Below are 19,673 nucleotides of genomic sequence, written 5' to 3'. Positions count from 1 at the left end.
AGATTTTAATTCGGGCTTAACCGTTTCTTAATTGTTTCTTAATTCAAGCTGGAGGGGTTGTTTGGGAATAGAAAAGCCAAAGACAGTTCTTTCCCATGGAATACTTTCCACCCAAATCTTGCCGTGATGTTTTTCTACCAGGGCTTTTGCGATAGACAGACCAAGCCCGCTACCGCCGTATAGTTGATTTCTCGACTGTTCTCCACGGTACATTCTCTCAAATACATGCATCACATCGTCTTCAGCAATTCCCGGCCCCCGATCCCATATCAGCAATTGATATTCGTGAGCGGTTTCTGTAAGCTCTGCCCCCAATATTTTTCCTTCTCTGCCATAGTGTAAGGCATTTTTGATTAAATTACCTATGATTCGTTTAAGGCTCAGACGATCTGCATAGATGATACACTTTTCTTCCGGAATAACGGTTTTTAATTCAATACTCTCTGTTTTTAAATCAGGAAGGAACTCAATGAAGCATTCCCTTGTAATTTCAGCAAAGTCCAATTCTTCTTCCTTGAATGTGATTTCATCCGCATCAATTTTTGCCATCTGGAAGAGTTCATCTAATAAATGCTTTAGACCATTTGCTTTTCTGGATATAATGTCAATATAGGCTTTCTTTTCTGCTTCCGAAGCAGCGACATCGTCCTTTAGAGCGTCTACATATCCGATAATAGACGTAAGAGGTGTACGGATATCATGAGAAATTCCAGAGAGGATGCCTTTTCTTGCTTTTTCTGATTTTATTGACTGAACCTTTATTTTTTCTAATTGTTCCACTAATTCATTGATAGAAAAAATAAATTCATTCAGCTCTCTGTCCTGATTAGTCAATATCCTGGTTTTTACGTTTTCGTCATCAACAGCACGCCTTATCTCTATGTTCATCCGCTTTAGCTGCGTGAGATAACGAAATCTCAAGATGAACAAAGTGATGGATATAAAAAATAAGGCAGTATATAAAATCCACTTTAATATGCCGGCATACTGATTCTGGATATCTGTTATAAATAGACCCGTCAAAACGATAATCTGAAGTGAAATCAGAAGGATAACCCTGTCAATTTTCATCTGGTTCACCAACAAATTTATAGCCTATTCCCCATACCGTTTGAATGAATCTAGGATTAGAGGGATCTGCTTCTATTTTCTTTCTGAGCTTTCGGATATGTACCATTACGGTATTATCATCTTCAATAAAATCACTTCCCCAGACATTACGGAATAATTGTGTTTTCGTGAAAACCTGTTCGGGATGGGATGCAAAAAATTTAAGAAGTTCAAATTCCTTTGCTGTCAGCAGAATTTCTTTGCCGGCAATGGTTAGTGTATAGTTTTTTAGATTAATCGTCAGGTCTTTAAAGATGATGGATGTTTTCTCAAGAAAGCTGTCATCATTCTCCCGTATAAAAGACCTTCGCAATAGAGCCTTGACTCTGGCGACAACTTCATGGATACTGAAAGGCTTTGTAATATAATCATCTGCTCCAAGTCCTAAGCCTAAAAGCTTGTCCACTTCCTGATCCTTCGCAGTAAGCATCATAATAGGGACGTTTGTTTTTGCTCTGAGCCGCCTGCATACCTCTATCCCATCCAATTTGGGCATCATCAAATCTAAAATAACAAGATGATATTGTTTTTTATCGAATAATTGTAGAGCATCTTCACCATTGACAGCTAAATCAATTTGATATTGTTCTCTATCTAAATATTTTTTTAGTAAATCTCTTATTTCTTTCTCATCATCCGCTATCAGAATTTGAATGTTCTCCATGTTTCCACCTGCTTTTTTATGGTTATATGCTAGATATTTCTGCTGGTTTGCCATTTATAAATGTATTTTTACTGTTATTCGTTGACGTTAAATTCCAGGTTTTATGTACATTCTTTATTATAATGTTTGACGTATTCATTATATTTCTCTTGTAAAAGATCTACAAGTTTATGAACATGCGTTATTTAAGTAAGGTTATCTCGCATATGCTTTCTTTCGAACAGCGTCACCAAATGGAGCATTCCAATATAATAACGGATGTTTTAATTTCTGTCTGGAATGAAAGAGGTACATTTATAACAACAATAATTTAATGATAAATAATAATATTTTATTGCAAAACGATAAATTATGTATTGATATAAAATTATCAATAAATAAGTGGGGTGCTTTTCATGAAAAGAGGAACAACAGTTTTTTTGAAGATTACTGTTTTGCTTATAGGGGCTACAGTACTAGCTTTATGTATTTTTTTATTACCTTGGCTGGCAAATTATTCGGTAAAAATGTTTCCGGAATATGCTTATTTACAATATCCGGTTTTAATCGGTTTGTATGTAACTGCAATCCCGTTTTTTATCGCTCTTTATCAGGCTTTAAGACTTTTAAGCTGCATTGATAATAACAATGCTTTCTCTGAATTGTCCGTAAAGGCTTTACAAAATATAAAATACGATGCAATTGTTATCAGTGCCTTATATATAATCGGAGCTGTCTCACTTCTGTTATTAAATGCCATGCACCCGGGGATTGCACTTATCGGGCTGACAATTATCCTTGCTTCTGCTGTTATTGCAGTTTTTGCCGAGGTTCTACAGAGATTATTAAGAAATGCTTTAGATATGAAATCAGAAAATGATTTAACGGTCTGAGCTGAATAACAATGGCAATGATAATCCATATATGAAGTAAATAAAGAAATTTAGGATGTAGTACCTGTAACCATTGTTATTCTTATTACTTTAAATACTTTACAGACAAGTGATGAAAGCCACTAAGATGAATGGTAAATAGCCGGGTTTACAAAGCGGAATTTATATTGTATTATATGAATATAAAATAAATGTATTCATAGAATCGATGGAACGATATTTATAACCAATATGCTGCTCATTGGAGAAAGGAAGGGGGAAAGCGCATGATCCATGTAAACCAGTTACATTTTACTTACCCGGCAAATAAGAATGAAACCATTAAAGGAATGAGTTTTAAAATAGAAGAAGGGGAAGTATTTGGTTTTCTAGGCCCCTCTGGTGCAGGAAAAAGTACGGCACAAAAGATATTAATCGGGATACTTAAGGGATATTCAGGAAGTGTAAGAGTTATGGGGAAAGAGATTCGTGATGCTGGTAAGGATTACTATGAGAACATCGGCGTGTCTTTTGAATTGCCTAATTTGTACAATAAATTTACGGCAATAGAGAATTTAAATTTTTTCAGTTCTTTCTACTCTGGAGCAAAAGAGGACCCGAAGCAGCTGCTGGAAATGGTCGGGCTGGAACAGGATGCCCAGACAAGGGTCTCCAATTATTCAAAAGGAATGAAAATGAGATTGAACTTCGTGCGTTCTCTTTTGAATAAACCAGAGCTTATCTTTCTCGACGAACCGACATCAGGACTGGATCCAGTCAATATGGAGAAGGTAAAAGGTATCATATTAACAAAAAAAGCAGAAGGCAAAACGATTTTTTTAACGACGCATAATATGAATGTTGCTGAGGATATTTGTGATCGGGTTGCTTTCGTGGTGGATGGTCAAATGAATGTGATTGATTCTCCGCGTGATTTGAAATTACGATATGGCCAGAAGAAACTGCAGGTGGAATACAGGGAAAAAAATCAAACGAAGACATCTGTTTTTACAATGGAAGGACTGGGAAATAATAAAGAATTTATGAATATAATCAAGTTCAAAGATATAGAAAGGATGCACACACAAGAGGCCAGGCTGCAGGATATATTTATAAAGGTGACAGGGAGGGCAATTACATGAGGCTTTTATCTGCTCTGAAGTTTGATATACTTTCTCTCTACCGGTATCGCATCGTCCATGCTTATCTCATGCTCACTATTTTTTATATCTTTTTTCTTCATATGATGCCGGAATCAGTGTCTGATACAGCAAGCATTTTAGTAATATTTACAGACCCGGTTGTCCTTGGATTCTATTTTATAGGAGGAATCATCCTCTTAGAAAAGTCACAAAATACGTTTGATAGCCTATTCGTAACTCCCTTTCGTATAGAAGAGTATATTATCAGCAAGGTGAGTTCGCTGACGCTGCTGACAGTAGCAGTCTGTCTTAGCATTATCTTTTTTACGACTGGATTTAAAATAAATGTGTGGCCTATTTTATTGGGCGGATTTTTAAGCGCTGTCTTTTTTACACTTTTCGGATTTATGTTGGCTGTTCGTGCGAAAACACTTAATACATACTTTATGATTTCTTCTCTCTATTCCATCATTTTTTTTCTGCCTTTACTGGATTATCTTAACATTTTTCATACATGGATCTTTTATTTCATCCCTTCCTATTCCACACTTATCCTTATAAAAGGCGGAATGTTAAATATATCGGCGTGGGAGATAGTATACGCTGTGGGCATGCTTGTTATTTGGATTGGAATTGCTTATATTTTTGCGAAACATTCCTTTTATAAATCAATCATCCTGCATATTGGAAGTGATAAAAAATGAGAGCATTTATTGCCTTCCTTGTTGGAGATTTTAAAAATATCACACGTGATGCTATGCTGTTTGGAGCTATACTAGCACCTGTCGCTTTGGCATTATTCGTCAAATACGCTATTTCTTACTTTTCAGAAGACCTCCATGCAATGTACGCATTTTCTATAGAGCAGCATTTTCCTTTTATCATGAGTTTTGTCATCTTATTACCACCATTTATGCTTGGAGTAATGGCGGGTTTAATGATTTTAGAAGAAATGGACGATCATATTTTGTCTTATATTGCTGTTACACCGGTGTCTAAGTCAGGTTATTTACTGTACCGGTTAATAGTTCCTATGTTAAGCAGTACCAGTTTAACGATTTTTATTATGATGTATACAGGGCTTGTTGATTTCACTATGGATCTATTACCGGCAGTATTACAGGCGGCGCTGCTTACACCGATCATAGCATTGTTTCTGGCAGGCTTTGCAAATAATAAAGTCGAAGGATTAGCTATTGGGAAAGCAGTAGGAATCATTGTAGTTATCCCTGCTCTAACATACTTTGTTAAATCAAATTGGCTTTTTTTGTTAGGGGTTTTTCCAACATTTTGGATGTCAGAAGCATTTATAAAGAGTAATGAAATAGCATTGTTTAGTAATTTTTACGTATGGATCGGCTTTGGTGTACAGGGGATGTATTTATATGTTTTGTTAAAAAAATTCAACCGTAAATCCACCTGATAAAATATATGAGTCGTTTCTTGTAGAATGAATAATGTAAGATATAATTGTTTCTTTCCTATGTTTGTTCGTTTATATTAAAGAAAAAGAGAAGCATGATGTGTATAAAGGAGCGGGGAATATTGGCAGGTAAATTTAACGAGCAGGAAAAAGAATATATTCGCAGCAGATTGTTAGAACATGGAAGGCAGTTATTTGGAGACCTGGGCTTAAAGAAAACAAGTATCAGCGATTTAACGAAGCAGGTCCATATTGCACAAGGAAGCTTTTACCTTTTTTATGAATCGAAAGAAGAGCTTTATTTTGAAATTTTGGAACAGGAAGAACGTTATATCAGAGAAGAACTGCTTCATAATGTATTGTTGAAAGGAAAGGTGACAAAGGAAACCTTCTGTAATTTTTTACAACAAGCTTTACAATTCCTGGATGAAAGTCCAATTATCAAACAACTGTATGATAAATCAACGATGGAGCAGTTATTACGCAAACTGCCTCAGAAAAAACTAGAAAGTAATCATCAGGGGGATATCGCTTTTTTAGTTCCATATATTGAAAAATGGCAAGCAGAAGGAATTATGAAACAACTAGAACCAGCTATTATCGTCAGTATGATTCGTTCTTTAGTTATTTTATCTTTGCAAAAAGAAGTGATCGGCGAAACAAATTATAAACCGACCATGGATCAATTTGTTAAACTTATTTCAGAGGACTTAATTAATGATTAGTAAAAAATAAATTTTAGTATGATTAACATAATAATAAAATTAAAAAAGGTAGATGTTTTATATGAAATGGATTATAAAAGTATCTGCGAGTTTATTCTTTATTTTTTTACTGGCAGGATGTATAGGCGAGGATTATGATTATTCTCCTCCGGTTGCCTCGCTTCTTAGTTATCCTGATTTAATGGAAGAAGAATTGGAAGCGGCAAATATCGATTGGAATTCTGATGAAGAGTATACCAAAACGACGGACAATATTTACTCGTTTGCGGAAGAACAGAAACCGATGCAGTTTTATTCTGAACAACAGATAGATGTATTATTTGAGCATCAAGATTTTGAAATCAAAGAGTTAAGTGTTTATGTAAGTCAGAACGGCAAAGAGACAGAATTGCCGGTAGATGAACAAACATTTCATTTGCCAGAAGATGAGGGAGAATATGTCATTATCGCAGACCTCCTCACAGACCAAGGCAGTGTTGAATATGTCGGAAATCTTATTGTAGAAGAAAGAGACACTAATCCTTATCCTCCAGCCGTTTCGCTTGAGAATGATGCTGATGAAAAAGAATTGGAATTAATGAAAGCAGACTGGCAGTTATCGGATGGTGCGTACACAAAAGAGACAGATGATATGTCCTCATTTATAAGTGAACAAAAAACGCTGCAATATGCATCCGGACAACAATTGAACGTGTTATTTGAGCATGAAGATTATGAAATCAAAGAGTTAAAAGTTTATGTAAGTCAGAACGATGAAAAGACGGAGTTACCAGTGAATAATCAAACCTTCAAACTACCGGAAGATGAAGGTGAATATATCATTGGACTAGAACTTCTCACGGATCAAGGCAGTGCAAAATATGCAGGGAGACTGGTTATTGAATAGCAGTACCAAACTGCAGACAGGATGTTGAATCTTTTTTCGGGATAGATTATAAACAATCAGAAAGAAATGACTATTTTATTGACAGTTACCAAAAAAAATTGTGAAAGTAAGAATGTCTGCAGCTCTTACTTTCACAATGAATCAGACACTTAAGAAAACCTCAAAAAAAGTGCGAGTTCCCCTGAATTGCTATTTACTGTTTAAAGATAAATTCTTCTCTGTACTTACGGGCAGAATCTCCTTCATTTGCCCAGGTAATAATAACCTTCAATTTCTTAGCCTGAACTGAGAATGGAAAATTTTGATGACTAAAGATTGGCTGTTTACTATTCTTATCAATTTTTACATCATCCATATCAGCAACAGTAAACAATTCAAAATCATACGAAGAATTTGGATCATCTCTGTAAGCTTCCACTCTTTCCAATTTGATATTTTCATTACCAATATACTGAACATCCATACTGTAGATATTGTAGACATCAGGTTTCGGTTCAACATCTTCATTCTTAGGCTTATCAATCAATATTTCCCATTGATCCGTTTTCTCCGATGATGGCAATTTTTCAAGTGCTGATGCTATCCCACTGATAGGAAATAATAGAAATGATAAAAAAGTGAAGAAGATAAATACCTTTATAAAGTTCATATGGTTCACCCCTATTTCTATTAGTTTGCATGGAACCTGATCAAATATTCAAAGGGATTTGTTTTGTGAGCTTATCTTATTTAAAAAAATTTACAAACTATTTTTTTATGGATTTTTTGCTAAAGAAATAAACATGCACTTTGTGATAAAATCTATAAGGTATACGGATAATAAAATAAATGAAAAGTGAGGATATATAATGATTGCAAAAACAGAAGAGGATTTTACCGGATTAAAAGAAATTGGGAAAATTTGCGGGGAAATCAGAAATGAATTAGTCCAGCGTGCCAAACCGGGAATTACTACGAAAGAACTGGATGAAATTGCAGGAGAAATGTTTGAAAAAGCAGGTGCTCAATCTGCACCGAAAGGGGAATATGATTTTCCGGGATATACATGTATCAGTGTAAATGAAGAAGTAGCACACGGAATTCCGGGGAAACGGGTTATTGAAGAAGGAGACCTTGTTAATATTGATGTTTCAGGCTCGAAAAATGGTTATTTTGCGGATACCGGAATTTCTATTGTAGTCGGCAAGGGAGATGAAATATTACAGAAAATATGTGATGTAGTGAAGGAAGCATTTGACGCCGGACTTCAGAAAGCAAAACCAGGCTCGAAAAAAAGTGCGCTTGGAAAAGCGGTACACAATGTCGCAAAACAGCATGATTTAACGGTTATCAAAAATCTTACCGGTCACGGTGTTGGACGTTCCATTCATGAAGCACCGGACCATATTTTTAATTATTATTCCCGCTGGGATGATGAAATTTTAAAAGATGGAATGGTTATTGCTTTTGAACCGTTTATTTCTACATTGGAAGAGGAAGTTTTACAATCTGATGATGGCTGGACCTTTTTTACAGATGAAAGCTTTGTGGCTCAATATGAGCATACGATTATTCTGACGAAGGAAGGGCCGATTATTACTACATTGTAAGAAAGGAACTTATTCGACAAGTACAAAAGAGCCAGGAAGATCATACAAATGGACGCATATACAATAAAGAACAAGGACTAAGATATCTTCAAAATAAAATTAGCGGGTTTGAAAGTGAACAAAACTTATAATGTTTTTTGGACGAATATAATAAGTAGTTTATTCAATAAAAGGACGGTATGGCATAATGAAGCCATAACCGTCCTTTAATAATTTCTATCTAAAAAAAGAAGCAAATTACTTACTGCCCATAGAATACCTGCTATTTGAGTTACGATGTAAACCGTCAGTTCAACAGGCGTTAATTTTCTTTCCTTTTTGATTTTTTTTAAATGGAAATAATAATAAATGGCACAAATCAATAAGGCTAATCCAGATAATTGGTATATGTTTTCCAATAAGTTAACCAACAAATTCTCCTCTCTTTTCCGCAAAAATCATTCGGCGGCTGAAGTGTCGCAATTCCGGCTTGGCAACGCCATTGTATCAAATTTTAAAAAAAAATCAAAAGCTCCAAATTAATGGAATAAAGAATAAGGAAAATAGCTTTATATGAGAATTATAAATAATAAGAAGCGTGCTGGTGTATGTATTGTACAATGTTGGAAATGCTTTTAAACAATTACGTTATACTGTGAGCTTTTTTACATTTACTATATAATTTAAGTACAGGTAATGGAAGTGGAAGCCGTTAAAAGGAAAACGCTCTTCTTCCAATTATCGATATGATGATAAGAATGTAAAATAATTAAACAGGTATAAAAATATTTATAGGTGTGTGCAAAGCTCATTTATCTATTTATTAAACTTAATAATAAGTGACATTGTTAATTAAATCTATTTCATTCGGAGGTGAAATCCTTACATATTTCTGTGTAAGGAGCATTTTGGATATATTCAGTCTTATCATGGTTATTATTTTGATTTTAATATCGTCATTTTTCGTTGCAACAGAGTTTGCAATCGTCAGAGTGAGAAAGTCAAGAGTTGACGAATTAGTAGCGCAGGGCAAGCCAGGGGCAAAAGCTGTTGAAAAGGTTACAGGTAATCTAGATGGTTACTTAGCTGCCTGTCAATTAGGTATAACAGTTACCTCGCTTGGGATTGGCTGGTTAGGGGAGCCGGCAGTTGCTCATCTGATTCGTCCATTATTTGCTTTACTAGGACTTTCAGATGCAGTTGTATCTACAGTGTCTGTTATTATTGGATTTGGTATCATTACCTTCTTGCACGTTGTCATCGGTGAGCTGGCCCCAAAATCATTCTCCATCCAAAAAACAGAGGCAGTCAGTTTATTGGTTTCTCCGTTATTAATTATTTTTAATAAGGTTATGTATCCATTCATCTGGACATTAAATGGAGCCTCCCGTTTTTTAGTTGGTCTGTTTGGCCTGCCGCCTGCAACGGAAAATGGGGAGGTTTATTCAGAAGAGGAAGTTCGCACGATCTTATCATCCAGCTATCAAAGCGGGGAAATTAATGCTTCGGAAATGGGTTACTTAAAAAATGTTTTTGATTTTGACGAACGGGTGGCAAAGGAAGTCATGGTTCCGAGAACAGAAATCGCCTGTATTTATAACGACAATACGTACGAAGAAAATCTGGAGGTCCTAAAAAAAGAAAAATATACAAGATATCCTGTTGCGGAAGAGGATAAAGACCAAATTATCGGAGTAATAAACACGAAAGAATTTTTTAATGATTTTCTTAATGAAACACCAAAAGAGGATTTTAAAGGGTATATTAAACCAATTGTTCACGTTGCTGAAAATACACCGGTCCATGAAGTACTCACTAAAATGCAAAAGGAACACAGTTATATGGCCATTGTTGTCGATGAGTACGGTGGAACAGCCGGTCTTGTTACGGTTGAAGATATTATCGAGGAAATTTTTGGTGAGATACAGGATGAACTTGATACAGATGAAATACCAATGATGCAGCGAACAGGCGAGGATACGTATTTACTGAATGGCAGGCTGCTCATTTCGGATACAAACGAATTACTGGGGACGGAAATTAATGATGATGAACTCGATACGATTGGCGGTTGGATTTTTAACCAGCTGGGTGAAGCAAAAACCGGTTTAACGATTGAATACGATAACTACCATTTTACAGTGAAAAAAGTGGACAGATATCAAATAAAATTAATTGAAGCCAAAAAAATATAAACAAGGGTAACGAGGTCAATTATTCAGGAAATCAAACAGAAATGTAGTGATTTTATTTTATCGCATGTGAATTAATAATGTATCGTATTCTAAAAAAAGACGGGAATAAAGCAGGCCGTGCGAAAAGGATATGATTAAAAAGGATGGTAGGAATTATTTGTTTTTGATAGTATAATGAACGTGATAGATTAGTATTTGTACAGGAAGTGTAGATAATGAAAAAAACAGGATTTAGAACGGAAAAAGACTCTTTGGGTCAAAAAACGATTTCTCAGGATGCCTATTATGGCGTTCAAACAGTACGCGCTCTAGAGAATTTTCCTATTACGGGAATTCCAGTTCATAAAGAGCTGATTCTTGCGCTTGCTGAGGTGAAAAAAGCAGCGGCACTGGCCAATATGCACACTGAAATGCTGCCAGAAGTTATTGGGAAAGCTATTGTAAGCGCTGCCGATGAAGTGATGGAAGGAAAACTGCTGGATCAGTTTGTTGTGGATTCTATCCAGGGGGGAGCAGGCACCTCCATTAATATGAACATGAATGAGGTTTTGGCCAATCGTGCTTTGGAAATATTGGGGAAAGAAAGAGGCGAGTACAATTTCTGTTCGCCTAATACGCATGTCAACATGTCCCAATCTACGAATGATACGATACCAACCGCTTTAAAAATAGCGTCTTATCGTATGGCTCAGGAATTGGTCACGACCTTAAAGAGATTGGAAAAAGAACTGCTGAAGAAAGAAGCGGAATTTCAGGGTGTATTGAAAATGGGAAGAACCCATCTGCAGGATGCAGTACCTATCCTGTTAGGCCAGGAATTCAGCGCATATTCAGAAGTGGTCGGCCGCGATATTAAAAGAATTACGCAGGCGGCGGAGGCACTGCTCACGGTCAACATTGGTGCAACAGCTGTCGGAACAGGTCTTAATGCAAAACCTGAATATATGGAAAAGGCTGTCACACAGTTATCCGCACAGCTTGGAGTAAAGCTCCATTCAGCGAAAAACTTAGTGGATGGTACACAGAATACAGATGCTTATACAGCATTATCAGCGGCACTGAAAGTATCGGCAATGAATATGTCCAAAATTTGTAACGATTTACGTTTAATGGCATCCGGGCCAATGACAGGTCTTCAGGAAATCATTCTTCCAGCAAAGCAGCCGGGTTCTTCCATTATGCCTGGGAAAGTAAACCCGGTCATGATTGAAGTGGTAAATCAGGTCGCTTTTCAAGTCGCGGGTAATGACCAGTCGATTTGTATGGCATCCGAGGCCGGGCAATTTGAGTTAAATGTGATGGGACCTGTTATCATTTTTAATTTGCTGCAGTCTCTTAAAATAATGGATAATGGCTTAGATGTGTTTACGCGCTACGCAATAAGCGGTGTAGAAGCCAATGTAGAGAAATGCCGTGAGTATGTGGAAGAAAGCTATGGTATCATCACTGCATTGAATCCACATTTAGGATATGAAACAGCTTCCAAGGTAGTCAAGCAGGCAATTGAAACAGGCCTGACTATTAAAGAAATCTGCAAGGCACATGACCTTTTATCAGAGAAGGAATTGGATACGATCCTGGATCCAAAAGAGATGACTACACCTGGGATTGCCGGGAACGAGTTTCTGGTAAATAAATAAGTCTCCATAAATAAATAACGGGCTTTTTGTATTTTTAAGAAGTCCGTTATTTTTTTATGTTTGGATTGGTTTGCTATTTGTTGTGGAAATAATTGATTATAAAATTATTATTCAAAAAAACTATCTTTCTAAGTGGAACGCCAACTTTTTCGCAACCCAATGGCTTAAAAGAAACATCGGAATAAACGGTATAATCACGAACAATGAGTAAACACCCGTAGTTAAATTCAAGATATCTTGAGCATAAAACTGCATATAAACAATAATATTATAGGGAATAATGAGTAATAATGTTGTCCATAAACCCGGGACATAACATTTCAGCAATATGGATTGAAGGGGATGAGTAAAGATATTTAAAGCAAAAACAATGTTTAAACCAAAAAATAAAAAATATTGGTCTGTAATAACTGTAACTAATACGATGGCCGCTGCCACTATAGAAAGAAGGCACACCACAATAGAAAATTGAACGGCTGTTGTATTTTTTGTTTTCTCTAATTCTTTAATGACAAAAGGTGGTATACGTTCACGGATTTTTGGATACTTTTTATGAAACCAGTTTTCTATCATGATGATTTCTTCAAAGTTATGAAGCATGAAAATAATTAAAAAAGACCAAATCAATATATTTATATCCATTTAAATCCTCCCGTAATGAATATTTTTTTGGTGTTTAATATCCGCAGCATCATTGATTCACTCATACAATATGCTGCCTATTCCCACCAGTAATCTTTTCTTCAATACTTTATCATGTCTTTTGCTTCTTCGGAAAAAGCGTATAACTGAAGCTTATGAAAAAATCGATGACCACAATCAGAGACCAGAGCAGCATTATCTGCATTAATGCCTCCGTTTGATGAGAATTGTTAATATAGAAAATAATACTTATTAAGATTCCTCCACCAATTATCAGGGAGAGCAAATGACGGTACCATGCTTTACGTTCTTTTCTGGCATGCGCTTTTCCATACTTAATTTTTAATGGTTTATTCCCATTTCCAAACCGATAATTAAAATGGCCGTCTGCCCATTGAATCATCCGATGGCCAAAGGCTATACTTACCCCAATATAAACTGCAGCTAATCCGTGCATCGCAGTAGCAACAGCTCCATTTTTTAAGTCAAATATAGTTACAATAAGCAATATAAGGTCCACAAATGGTGTACATATTAGCAGAAATGTCCCCAATTTCTTCTTTTTCATTATATATCTGGATCCCAATCCAGCTAAAACAAAGAACCAAAATCCAATCTCACAGGCTATAATCAGCCAACCGATCATATAAAACACATCCTCACCACTTAATTTAGTACAACTGTATTAAATTAAATGTAGCATAATTGTTTATTTAATACAAGAGTGCTAAAATAAAAATATGCCAAAAAAAGTAGATCATCAAAAACGTAAAATTCAAATCGCAGAAACAACATGGAAGGTCATTGTGGAAGAAGGGATTGAGCAAGCAACAGTGAGAAAAATCGCGCAGGCTTCTGATTTCTCGGTTGGTGCTGTAAGACATTATTTCGCATCACAGTCGGAATTGCTGCATTTTTCCATGGAGCTTGTATCAGAAAGAGTAATGCAAAGAGCTAAAGAAAGGAAGTTTTCAAAAGAACAGAATCCATTGGAATTTGTGACAGAAGGGATATGTGAAATACTGCCTGTTGATGAAGAGAGAAAAATAGAAATGGAGGTATGGCTGGCTTTTTCCGCAAAGGTTCTGGTCGATAAAACGCTACAGGAATTGAGCAATAAAGTATACCAAGACATACACCAAGGATTGAAAAACGTTGTTCAGGCATTGCAATTATTTGAAATTGCCAAGAAGGAGCTTGACCTGGGATTGGAGGTTAACCGGCTCCATGCAATTGTCGATGGGATGGCGATGCATCACTTATTAAATCCGGAGCAGTTTACACGTGAAGAAATGATTGCGACTTTAAATTATCATCTTAAGTCTATTTTACAGTAATGCGGAGCTGTTAAATTTCCTGAAAAGGAGTATACATTTTTTCTGAGTGAAGTTAAATTCAGTATCAACAGACTTAACAGAGCGATTGGACAAGATTGTGGAAGAATAGAGAGAGATAATTGGAGGAGATATCATGAAGTATAATTTTAAAAAAATGTCACAAAAACAGGCTGAAAAAATTGCTTTAAACTGGCATTATGAAGGGGAATATTCTTTTTATGATTTTGAAGCTGATGAAGAGGATCTGGCAGAACTTTTGAGCCCTCAAGAACGTGGAGAAAAATATTACACAGTCAAAAAAGACGATGAGGAAGTAGGGTTCTTTTATTTTGAAAATGAAGGAGATTTTGTTGTTATTGGGTTAGGAATGAAACCAGAATTAACCGGAAACGGAATGGGATTAGAATTTTTAAGGGCTGGAATGCGTTATGCAATATTAAAATATAATCCCAATGAAATAAAACTTGCGGTTGCTACTTTTAACGAAAGAGCCATAAAAGTCTATCAAAGGGCTGGTTTTGAAACCGATGGGACTTATATGCAAGATATAAACGGAAGCCAGTTTGAGTTTTTTAAAATGAAATATGACTGTTTAGGGTAAGTGTTTCAACAAACTGGCTAATCTTTTAAAAAGTGGGGGATTATTTATCCTTTTCATATCAATATTTTTTGCCAATTCATCCTCTTTGTATTCTCATTCAACCTAATCAACTTATCATCAACAACTTCTTACACTTCCTCAATATACCGGACCGAATGAATATATGTTTTATAACTTCTTTTAAAGGGAATAATATATGAAAACAAAAAATGTTGACTATAGCAGATTGTTTTCTGATTAAACACACATATTATCCATACAACTCCCATTTCAGTTGATGACAGTCTTATAATCAGTACAAAGGAGAATTATTATAATGCAATTTGAAAATAAAGTCGTTCTAATCACTGGTGCAGCTGGTGGTATTGGTACCGCAGCTGCAAAAGCATTTGCGAAAGAAGGGGCAAAATTAGCTTTGGTTGACCTAAAGCGGGAGTCTTTAGAAAAAGCAGCGGCATCTGTGGATGCAAAGGACAAGCTGTTGCTGACAGCAAACGTTTCTGTAGAAGATGAAGTGAAAGCATATGTTCAAAAAACGAAAGAGCATTACGGAAGAATTGATGTATTTGTAAACAATGCTGGAATCAATGGTGAATTTAAAAATATAACTGAACAAACAGAAGAAAATTTCAAAAATGTATTCGGTGTGAACACAATGGGAGTATTCTTCGGCTTGAAATATGTATTAGAAATAATGAAAGAGCAAAAATCAGGAGCAGTTGTTAATACAGCTTCCAATGGCGGATTGCTAGGAGCACCAGGCATGAGTGCTTATGTTGCATCTAAACATGCAGTCATTGGTTTGAACAAAACAGCAGCATTAGAAATGGCTGAGTTTGGTGTCCGCGTCAATGCAGTAGCTCCATCCGGTGTTAATACACAAATGATGCGCAGCATTGAGAAAAATGCGATGGGAGACAAGGCAGAAGAAGCAAGAACAGCATTTGAAGCTTCTGTTCCGATGAATCGCTATGCAACTGCTGAAGAAATTGCTGATTTAATGGTATTTTTATCCTCTGAGAAGGCATCCTTTATCAGTGGATCATATTACAGAATAGACGGCGGTCAAGGGGCAACATCCGTTTAAAAATAAATAAAATTTGGAGGGATTTTTTTTATGACATTTCCTGTTTTAGAAGGTAAAGTAGCAATTGTAACAGGTTCAGCAATGGGAATGGGACTTGCAACAGCCAAACTGTTTGCAGATGCAAAGGCAAAAGTTGTCGTTGCCGATTTTAATGAAGAAAAAGGAAAAGAAGCCGTTGCTGAAATCGAAGCGAATGGTGGTACTGCCCACTTTGTAAAAGTAGATATTTCTAAATCCGATCAGGTACAAGCTATGGTTGCAGAAACAGTTGAAAAATATGGCAGTCTTGATGTAGCGGTTAATAATGCTGCATTAACACCTGACAATGCTCCTGCGGCTGAGTTTGATGAAGCCTATTGGGATAAACTAATTTCCATTGACTTGACCGGAACAGCTTTATGTATGAAATATGAGCTGCAGCAAATGATTAAACAAGGGAATGGCGGAAGTATCGTTAATATCTCTTCTGTCAGCGGCTTTCGCCCGCAACCTAATAACATCGCTTATGTTGCCGCAAAACATGGGGTAGTAGGCATGACAAAGGTTGCTGCATTGGAAAACGGAGATAAAAACATTCGAGTGAACTCAGTAGCTCCTGGAGCAATTGATACACCAATGTTAAGAGGTTCATTAGAAGAAACTGGCCAAACAAAAGAAGAATTTGCTCCACAGCTTAGCTTATTAGGCCGATTTGGTCAACCTGAAGAAATTGCTGAAGCAAGTTTATGGTTAGCATCTGACCAGGCTTCTTATGTTACCGGAACAGTGATTCATGCTGATGCCGGATATACAAGCCGTTAAGCAGTATTAGCATCCATTAAAAAAGGTACCAGCGTTAAAGTTGGTACCTTTTTTAATGCGATAAACTTTTTCTTTAAATATATTATGAGGTTATTTTACATTTCATATAAACATAGTTTGGTTGTCTGTTTATGTGATACTCTTGGTTTAGGACTTCAAATGTTTAATGAATTCGTTATAGCATAAACCAATGGAGAAAGAAGGTATTATTCAGGATGAAAATCTGTAAAGCAAATTCTGACCACGTTGAGGGGATAGCGAAGGTTTGTACAGATGGCTATTGGTCAACGTACCGTGATATTTACTCAAAAGAGTATATCGAGACAGTAATAAGAGATTTTTATAATACTCAAAGGATCTTAAACGAGGTTATCCATGCATCAAAGGAATGGGGAGGATATTTTATTGCTTTAGAAAATGATGAGGTTGTAGGTGCTGGCGGAGGAGGAATGATTAATGATACTGCTGGTGAAATATTTGTATTGTATTTAGCCCCTGATAGACGGAATGAGGGGATTGGGACGCAGCTGCTTCAGGCAATCACTTATCAACAAGAGGAGTTTGGAGCGATAGAACAGTGGGTTTCTGTTCAAAAAGGGAATCAAAAAGGAATTCCTTTTTATGAAGCAAAGGGTTTCCAATTCCAACATGAACAAAAAGGGTATCATGATAAGAAAGAGAATAATTACATAACTTTGAGATATAAACGCCAACTATAAATAATTAGTTATTGAGACATGATTAATTAATGTAATCCATTCAAAAATTATCATAAAACGCTGAAAAAGAGGTGCTGGAAATGGTTCATCCATATATAGAAAGTATTAAGCAGAAATATTCTGATCTTACCATACAAAATTACTATCCTAATGAAATCGGTCAAAACAACGATGTACTAATTGTAAATAATTCTTTGGTATTCCGCTTTCCAAAATATAAACAAGGAATCATCCAATTAAAAAAAGAAACAAAAGTGCTGGAGTACATAAAAAATATAATCACAATCCCAATTCCACATCCAACATATCAATCTTTAGAAAATACAGATCCGGGAGAAGTATTTACAGGGTATAAATTGATTGCTGGCGTTCCATTATGGAAAGAAAGCCTGCAAGCTATAAAGAGTGATGAATTATTGAGAGGACTGGCTTCACAGCTGGTAAATTTTCTGGTGGAGCTTCACTCTATATCTAAGGAAAAACTAAGAAATGATCTAAAACTTAAGAGTAGTAATCCTATTGAGGAAATGTCAAATCTGTTCAACCGGATGCAAGATAAGTTATTTCCTTTTATTAGAGGAGAAGCACAGGATAAAATAATCCAATCATTTGAAAATTTCTTGAATGGCAAGATAGCTTTAAATTTAAAAACAACACCGATACATGGAGATTTCGGAGCTTCTAATATCTTGTGGGATCCCAAATTGGACAGCATTTCTGGGATAATCGATTTTGGCAGTTCAGGCTTGGGAGATCCGGCATATGATTTTGCCGGAATATTATCCAGTTATGGTGAAGGATTTTTTAATATGTGTATCGAATTGTATCCAAATGGAAATGAAATTTCGGAACGGGTGAAATTTTATCAAAGTACCTTCGCATTACAGGAAGCGTTGCACGGAATTGAAAATAATGATCAGCAGGCGTTTAAAAACGGGATAAAAGCTTACAGATAAAATAATGGGCTCAATTCAATAGCACTAAAGAAAGGAGAGGACTGCGCATTATAAAACTGATGCGAAAACCCTCTCCATTATCCATTTATAAATCACGAATACTTCTTCAAAATGATCGTAGCATTATGCCCGCCAAATCCAAATGAATTAGACAGACCGATATTTATTTGCTGTTTTCTCATTCCCTCTGAAACATAATCCAGATCACAATCCGGATCAGGATTATTCAAGTTAATTGTCGGAGGGATAATGCCATGCTTTATACTTTCGATTAAAGCGATTGCCTCTACACTCCCTGAAGCACCGAGCATATGACCCAGCATGGATTTATTAGCTGTAATTGGTACGCCGTAAGCTTTTTCACCAAATGCTTTTTTGATGGCAAGCGTTTCAGAGATATCTCCAATTTTTGTACTGGTTGCATGTGCACTAATCAAATCTATTTTGTCTGGTGTCACATTCCCGCTTTCTAAAGCTTTCTTCATCGATAGGTAAGCACCGATTCCTTCTGGATTTGGAGATACCATGTGATACGCATCGGAACTGGATCCATATCCAATAACCTCACAAAGAACAGGTGCTGCTCTCTTTACAGCACTTTCTAATGACTCAAGAACCAATATCCCGGCACCTTCACTGATCACAAAACCATCTCTTTCCTCATCAAATGGCCGGCTAGCGGAGGCAGGGTCCAAATTTTTAGTTAAAGCCTGGGCATTTCTAAAGCTTGATAATGATAAACTATTAATGGCAGCTTCTGTTCCGCCGGCAAAAATAATATCTGCATCTCCGTGTTTTATCGTGTTGAAAGCTTCCCCAATAGATGTGTTTCCGATTGAGCATGCAGTGACCGGTGAAATTGATGGGCCTAGTGCGCCCAGCCGAATACTGATTTGTGCTGCAGCGGCATTGGGTATCATGGTTGGAACTAAGCTTGGACTGACCCGGCTTGATCCTTTTTTATTCAGGATATTCACATTTTCAATTAGCGTATTTATACCACCGATGCCAGAGCCTACAAAAACGCCCAGCCGTTCTTTATTTGTTTTGTCCAAATCCAGCTCTGAGCTTTCCAATGCCTGTTCTGTTGCTGCCAGAGCAAATTGCGTGAAGCGATCCATTTTTCTGGCCTGTTTTTTACCAAATATCTCTACAGGATCAAAATCATGTACAACACCAGCAGCGGTTTTTCCATAATCTTCATCCACATCTAATATAGAAATCCCTGATTTTCCCTGCTTTAACTGATTCCAAAATGTATGAACGTTATTACCTAAAGGTGAAATAATACCTGCGCCGGTAATGACTACTCTGTTCAAAAGAATT

22 protein-coding genes are annotated in these 19,673 nt (G+C 36.3%); 15 read left to right on the top strand and 7 right to left on the bottom strand.

Features of this window, described 5'->3' with window-relative positions; all coding sequences use genetic code 11:
* Nucleotides 1-27: 27 nt before the first annotated feature.
* Both BN1068_RS14480 and BN1068_RS14475 read right to left on the bottom strand, forming a co-directional pair.
* Complete coding sequence (locus tag BN1068_RS14480) at nucleotides 28-1,071, bottom strand: sensor histidine kinase (RefSeq protein ID WP_077603561.1); 1,044 nt, start codon at nucleotides 1,069-1,071, stop codon at nucleotides 28-30.
* On the bottom strand, nucleotides 1,061-1,774 hold the full coding sequence (locus BN1068_RS14475) for a response regulator transcription factor (protein ID WP_077603560.1): 714 nt from the start codon (nucleotides 1,772-1,774) through the stop codon (nucleotides 1,061-1,063). Before BN1068_RS14475 ends, BN1068_RS14480 begins: the two co-directional genes overlap by 11 nt.
* Before the next feature lie 395 nt (nucleotides 1,775-2,169).
* Between BN1068_RS14475 and BN1068_RS14470 the strand changes: the two genes are divergently transcribed.
* The 6 genes from BN1068_RS14470 (at nucleotide 2,170) to BN1068_RS14445 (ending at nucleotide 6,801) form a co-directional block, all read left to right on the top strand.
* Nucleotides 2,170-2,646 carry a DUF2975 domain-containing protein gene (locus tag BN1068_RS14470; protein WP_077603559.1) on the top strand — a complete coding sequence of 159 codons (477 nt, stop codon included), beginning with the start codon at nucleotides 2,170-2,172 and terminating at the stop codon, nucleotides 2,644-2,646.
* Nucleotides 2,647-2,912: 266 nt separating this feature from the next.
* Nucleotides 2,913-3,767, top strand: a complete 855-nt coding sequence (locus tag BN1068_RS14465; protein ID WP_077603558.1) for an ABC transporter ATP-binding protein — start codon at nucleotides 2,913-2,915, stop codon at nucleotides 3,765-3,767.
* Nucleotides 3,764-4,471, top strand: coding sequence for a fluoroquinolone export ABC transporter permease subunit (locus BN1068_RS14460; protein ID WP_077603557.1), 708 nt, complete (start codon nucleotides 3,764-3,766; stop codon nucleotides 4,469-4,471). Before BN1068_RS14465 ends, BN1068_RS14460 begins: the two co-directional genes overlap by 4 nt.
* Complete coding sequence (locus BN1068_RS14455; protein ID WP_077603556.1) at nucleotides 4,468-5,190, top strand: hypothetical protein; 723 nt, start codon at nucleotides 4,468-4,470, stop codon at nucleotides 5,188-5,190. Before BN1068_RS14460 ends, BN1068_RS14455 begins: the two co-directional genes overlap by 4 nt.
* 122 nt (nucleotides 5,191-5,312) lie before the next feature.
* Complete coding sequence (locus BN1068_RS14450; protein ID WP_254846777.1) at nucleotides 5,313-5,915, top strand: TetR/AcrR family transcriptional regulator; 603 nt, start codon at nucleotides 5,313-5,315, stop codon at nucleotides 5,913-5,915.
* Between the two features lie 61 nt (nucleotides 5,916-5,976).
* Nucleotides 5,977-6,801, top strand: a complete 825-nt coding sequence (locus tag BN1068_RS14445; RefSeq protein ID WP_077603554.1) for a hypothetical protein — start codon at nucleotides 5,977-5,979, stop codon at nucleotides 6,799-6,801.
* Between the two features lie 193 nt (nucleotides 6,802-6,994).
* Here BN1068_RS14445 and BN1068_RS14440 read toward each other — a convergent pair whose 3' ends face one another.
* Nucleotides 6,995-7,450, bottom strand: coding sequence for a hypothetical protein (locus BN1068_RS14440; protein ID WP_077603553.1), 456 nt, complete (start codon nucleotides 7,448-7,450; stop codon nucleotides 6,995-6,997).
* A 199-nt stretch (nucleotides 7,451-7,649) separates the two neighbouring features.
* On the opposite strand from BN1068_RS14440, the gene map reads away from it, so the two are divergent.
* Nucleotides 7,650-8,390 carry a type I methionyl aminopeptidase gene (gene map / locus BN1068_RS14435; protein WP_077603552.1) on the top strand — a complete coding sequence of 247 codons (741 nt, stop codon included), beginning with the start codon at nucleotides 7,650-7,652 and terminating at the stop codon, nucleotides 8,388-8,390.
* 206 nt (nucleotides 8,391-8,596) lie between these two features.
* Here map and BN1068_RS14430 read toward each other — a convergent pair whose 3' ends face one another.
* On the bottom strand, nucleotides 8,597-8,800 hold the full coding sequence (locus BN1068_RS14430; protein WP_439822981.1) for a hypothetical protein: 204 nt from the start codon (nucleotides 8,798-8,800) through the stop codon (nucleotides 8,597-8,599).
* Between the two features lie 477 nt (nucleotides 8,801-9,277).
* Between BN1068_RS14430 and BN1068_RS14425 the strand changes: the two genes are divergently transcribed.
* Together BN1068_RS14425 and BN1068_RS14420 are read left to right on the top strand one after the other, a co-directional pair.
* Nucleotides 9,278-10,564, top strand: a complete 1,287-nt coding sequence (locus tag BN1068_RS14425; protein ID WP_077603550.1) for a hemolysin family protein — start codon at nucleotides 9,278-9,280, stop codon at nucleotides 10,562-10,564.
* 215 nt (nucleotides 10,565-10,779) lie between these two features.
* Entirely contained in the window at nucleotides 10,780-12,204 is a 1,425-nt protein-coding gene (locus BN1068_RS14420; RefSeq protein WP_077603549.1) for an aspartate ammonia-lyase, read from the top strand.
* A gap of 120 nt (nucleotides 12,205-12,324) precedes the next feature.
* On the opposite strand, the gene BN1068_RS14415 is transcribed toward BN1068_RS14420, so the two are convergent.
* A complete protein-coding gene (locus BN1068_RS14415; protein ID WP_077603548.1) occupies nucleotides 12,325-12,846 on the bottom strand; it encodes an HXXEE domain-containing protein in 522 nt (173 codons plus the stop codon).
* 112 nt (nucleotides 12,847-12,958) lie between these two features.
* A complete protein-coding gene (locus BN1068_RS14410; protein WP_077603547.1) occupies nucleotides 12,959-13,492 on the bottom strand; it encodes a 2TM domain-containing protein in 534 nt (177 codons plus the stop codon).
* A 94-nt stretch (nucleotides 13,493-13,586) separates the two neighbouring features.
* Between BN1068_RS14410 and BN1068_RS14405 the strand changes: the two genes are divergently transcribed.
* The 6 genes from BN1068_RS14405 to BN1068_RS14380 all read left to right on the top strand — a co-directional run bounded on the left by BN1068_RS14405 (nucleotide 13,587) and on the right by BN1068_RS14380 (nucleotide 18,347).
* Nucleotides 13,587-14,183, top strand: a complete 597-nt coding sequence (locus tag BN1068_RS14405) for a TetR/AcrR family transcriptional regulator (protein WP_077603546.1) — start codon at nucleotides 13,587-13,589, stop codon at nucleotides 14,181-14,183.
* Nucleotides 14,184-14,316: 133 nt separating this feature from the next.
* Nucleotides 14,317-14,784, top strand: a complete 468-nt coding sequence (locus BN1068_RS14400; RefSeq protein WP_077603545.1) for a GNAT family N-acetyltransferase — start codon at nucleotides 14,317-14,319, stop codon at nucleotides 14,782-14,784.
* Between the two features lie 316 nt (nucleotides 14,785-15,100).
* Nucleotides 15,101-15,871, top strand: coding sequence for an SDR family NAD(P)-dependent oxidoreductase (locus BN1068_RS14395; protein ID WP_077603544.1), 771 nt, complete (start codon nucleotides 15,101-15,103; stop codon nucleotides 15,869-15,871).
* Nucleotides 15,872-15,901: 30 nt separating this feature from the next.
* Nucleotides 15,902-16,672: an SDR family NAD(P)-dependent oxidoreductase gene (locus tag BN1068_RS14390; protein WP_077603543.1), complete on the top strand. Its 771-nt coding sequence runs from the start codon at nucleotides 15,902-15,904 to the stop codon at nucleotides 16,670-16,672.
* Nucleotides 16,673-16,887: 215 nt separating this feature from the next.
* Nucleotides 16,888-17,391: a GNAT family N-acetyltransferase gene (locus tag BN1068_RS14385; protein WP_077603542.1), complete on the top strand. Its 504-nt coding sequence runs from the start codon at nucleotides 16,888-16,890 to the stop codon at nucleotides 17,389-17,391.
* 80 nt (nucleotides 17,392-17,471) lie between these two features.
* Nucleotides 17,472-18,347 carry a phosphotransferase family protein gene (locus tag BN1068_RS14380; protein ID WP_077603541.1) on the top strand — a complete coding sequence of 292 codons (876 nt, stop codon included), beginning with the start codon at nucleotides 17,472-17,474 and terminating at the stop codon, nucleotides 18,345-18,347.
* A gap of 92 nt (nucleotides 18,348-18,439) precedes the next feature.
* On the opposite strand, the gene fabF is transcribed toward BN1068_RS14380, so the two are convergent.
* Nucleotides 18,440-19,666, bottom strand: coding sequence for a beta-ketoacyl-ACP synthase II (gene fabF, locus BN1068_RS14375; RefSeq protein WP_077603540.1), 1,227 nt, complete (start codon nucleotides 19,664-19,666; stop codon nucleotides 18,440-18,442).
* Nucleotides 19,667-19,673: the final 7 nt, after the last annotated feature.

This window comes from Oceanobacillus sojae (assembly GCF_900162665.1).
GTDB classification, from domain to species: Bacteria; Bacillota; Bacilli; order Bacillales; family Amphibacillaceae; genus Oceanobacillus; species Oceanobacillus sojae_A.
This window is presented reverse-complemented; position numbering and strand designations above follow the sequence as displayed.